The sequence below is a fragment of the Hirschia litorea genome, assembly GCF_042665075.1.
Taxonomy (GTDB): Bacteria; Pseudomonadota; Alphaproteobacteria; order Caulobacterales; family Hyphomonadaceae; genus Hirschia; species Hirschia litorea.
In genome coordinates this window covers 63403-66656 of record NZ_JBHTBR010000009.1, presented here as the reverse complement: position 1 = coordinate 66656, position 3254 = coordinate 63403, and the positions used below count along the sequence as shown (strand labels likewise).

The 3254-nt window shown below is 40.7% G+C and carries 3 protein-coding genes; 1 reads left to right on the top strand and 2 read right to left on the bottom strand.

From position 1 onward, the window contains the following. The coding region (locus ACFQS8_RS15060) for a transposase (protein WP_382168895.1) at positions 1 to 357 on the bottom strand (357 nt) is incomplete at its 3' end. A gap of 304 nt (positions 358 to 661) precedes the next feature. On the opposite strand from ACFQS8_RS15060, the gene ACFQS8_RS15055 reads away from it, so the two are divergent. Next, positions 662 to 2845, top strand: coding sequence for a GumC family protein (locus ACFQS8_RS15055; protein WP_382168892.1), 2184 nt, complete (start codon positions 662 to 664; stop codon positions 2843 to 2845). A gap of 255 nt (positions 2846 to 3100) precedes the next feature. Here ACFQS8_RS15055 and ACFQS8_RS15050 read toward each other — a convergent pair. Then, on the bottom strand, positions 3101 to 3254 hold a 154-nt coding region (locus ACFQS8_RS15050), incomplete at its 5' end, for a fibronectin type III-like domain-contianing protein (RefSeq protein ID WP_382169206.1).

Below are 3254 nucleotides of genomic sequence, written 5' to 3'. Positions count from 1 at the left end.
GGCTAGAGCGATACTGACATTGTGTTTATTGATTGCTCTTCGAGCCATCTTCCTACGTTGAGATGGCTGAACTACTTTTTTCCAAGAGCATCCTTTAGAATTTCCAAGAGCATCCTTTAGAAGCTCATTTTGCATAGCCATTTCAGCATACATCTTTTTGAGACGACGATTCTCATCCGCCATAGATTTCATCTCGGATATCATGGAGGAATCGAGACCTCCATATTTGGCCCGCCATTTATAAAAACTAGCGCTGCTCATGCCATGTTCTCGGCACAACTCAGAAACGGGTACACCGTTTTCCGCCTGCTTTAGGATCCCCATAATTTTAGCGTCGCTAAACCTTGATGTTTTCATGTCAAATCTCCTCGTTTTATAAAACGTGAAAATTCTACTTTTGAAACCTATTAATTTTAGGGGGGATTACAAGGCAATGTATTTCGATCAAAAAGAGCATATATTTTATCTTAAAGGACTTAAGACTGGCGTAGTTTAAGCCGATTAAGTGTAAACTGCTTTAAAAAAACAATTATCAAGACGCTAATATTGTCTAATTCTTTATTCTGTGTACAGAACCCTCCATTAATAGAAATGTGGTATGTGGATTGCTTCAAAGCTTCATGTTGTAAAATGCTTAGTTTATCGATGCAAATGAGAGTTCATGAATATGGAAAGCGGTAATGATACAAATCAGTCTTCGTCTGTTTTGTATCTTAAAGAAGAAAAAGATGAGATTATTTCTATAGAGGAAATTATCTCTATTCTCTTTAAGAGAATGTGGGCCATCATTTCTATAGCATTTGCTATACTTGCTGCAGTGGTGCTTTTTCACCAATTTGTATTGAAAGATTCATATACAAGTACTGCGTCTGTATCCCTTGCGAGCAATAGTACAAATTTGGGAAATACGCCTGGTCTTTCCAACGAATTGGTGCAATCTGAAATTCAAATTATCAAATCAGAGCTTATAGCAAAATTAGTCGTAGATAAGCTTGAGTTGCACACTCAACAAGAATGGATTTATCCATTTGTGCTCGGTGAGCAATCGGAACAGATGAATAAAGCGGTTGCCGTTAAAAATCTGCTGGAGGCTATTTCTGTTGAGCCATTTGGACGAAGCTTTGTTTTGGAAATTAAAGCCACGACCGATACAGCTGAAAAATCCATGTATATTGCAAATGGCGTTGCAAATACTTACTTGAACTGGCGTTCTTCAAATGCGGTGACAACGTCAGAAGCGACAACACAAATTCAAGAGCAACGCATAGCAGAGCTGTCGCAAGAACTTAAAAATAAAGAAGCAGAGCTTGTTAAAATTCGTGCCGATTCTGGTGTTTTGTCTGATGGTGGAACGTCCATTGCTGAACAGCGAATTCGTCAGGCGGAAAGTGTCTACACGGAAGCACGTCTAGATTATGAAGCAGCTGCGCTTGCGTTTAAGCGTGCATCAGAATTTGGAGATAATTGGGAAAACCTTTTATCAAGCGGGCTCGTTGAACGTACAGATGTGTTGAATGTTCTAAGAAACCAAAAAATTACATTGAACCGAAATCTTACAGAGCTGTTGACACAATATGGTGAGAAACACCCAGACGTGTTGACCCGCCAAGCTGAAATTGCTGAATTGGAAACTCAATTGCAGTTTGAAGCTCGAAATATTGTAATGAGCTTGCGCTCGCGTCGTGATGATGCGCAAGCAAGATATCAAACAGCGACACAAAATTTGGATAAAGCACGTCATGAGTTGCGTGTGAGCAATTCGGATCAAGTACGTATAGGATCAATTGAGCGTGAGATTTCTACTTTACGCGCGCAATATGATAAATATGTGTCAGAATTGAACAGGGCGACTGACGATAGTGCAGTTTTCGAAGATTCAGCAAAATTGGTCAGTGAGGCAGTTGCGCCATTATATTCTAACAAAAAATCCCTCGCCATCTTTCTTGTGATTGGGTCTATATTGGGACTTATCGGAGGCGTTGGAGTCGCGGTATTGTTAGAAACTCTAGATGATAAGTTTTATGGTGCGTCTTCAGTTTGGGCAAATCTTCAGAAACGTGCCGTAGCGTCGGTACCTGAACTCAAAACCAATGACATCAATAATCTGGAGAGAAAAGAGCTTCGATCAATTGGGGGGTATGCACTTGCTAAACCCATGTCGGCCTTTGCTGAATCTTTGCGCGTTGTTTTGAGTACGATAAGTAATTCACAACACCGAGGGAAGTGTCAGGTTGTAACGGTTACGTCTTCTGTACCCAATGAAGGAAAATCAACGCTTAGTCTGAGTTTGGGACGCATAGCTGCAATTTCTGGCCAACGCGTCTTGCTGATTGACTGTGATGTACGCCGGCGTATGACAGCTAAAATTTCAGGGATAGAAGTTAAGCAAGGTGTTATGCATGCTGTGAAAGGTGAGTGTGATTGGAAGGACGTGACTTTAAAAGATCAATTCAGTGATTTAAGCATTATTCCAGCTACAGAATATGTGAGTGAAGATGGATCTGATCGAAATGTTCACAATTTGGATATACCTAAATTTGAAGCCATGATTGAAGAAATTCGTGAGTATTTCGATTTAGTTATATTGGATGGCCCACCTGTTCTAGCGGTTGCTGACGCGCTTGGGTTAGCGCGAGTATCAGATACTAATCTCATGGTTATTCGCTCAAGGTTTTCTGAAAAGAAGGCTGTGCAAACAGCAATTAGACAAATTAGGTCTGTGACACCAAATGATAATATTGCCATAGTTATCAATAGGGTTCTCAAAGGTAAATTGGGCCGCATCTCATATGATGAGAGCCTTTATTATGAATATGCCCAAAATAATTATTACAAGGACGCGTAGACACTATTGTTGGGCCTGCCAGGCTTTGGAATAAGGTTTGGCGGGCTGTATTTGTCTTTTTCATCGGACAGTTTTTAAGTGAATACGGTGTATACCTGATTGGAAAAATATTGATTTTGTGTCTCCCATTGCGTGGAATGGGACAGAGCAGATTTGAAGCTATTTTCTAAGGACGTTTATAAAGTAGCCTTACGAATTTGATGCTACTCGCTATGGCGCTTTGTACAGTGGCTAGCGCCAGAGCGAGTGGAAAGTCTACTTGGTTACATGAAGTGTGGCTTTCCTGTGTGATTGGGAGCTATTTCCGAGCATGATCGTAAATGTGCCCGCCTCTACAACACGTTTCATGTCTCGGTTGAAAAATTGTAAGTGCTCAGGCGTGATTGTAAATTCTACAGTCTTGGAGGCA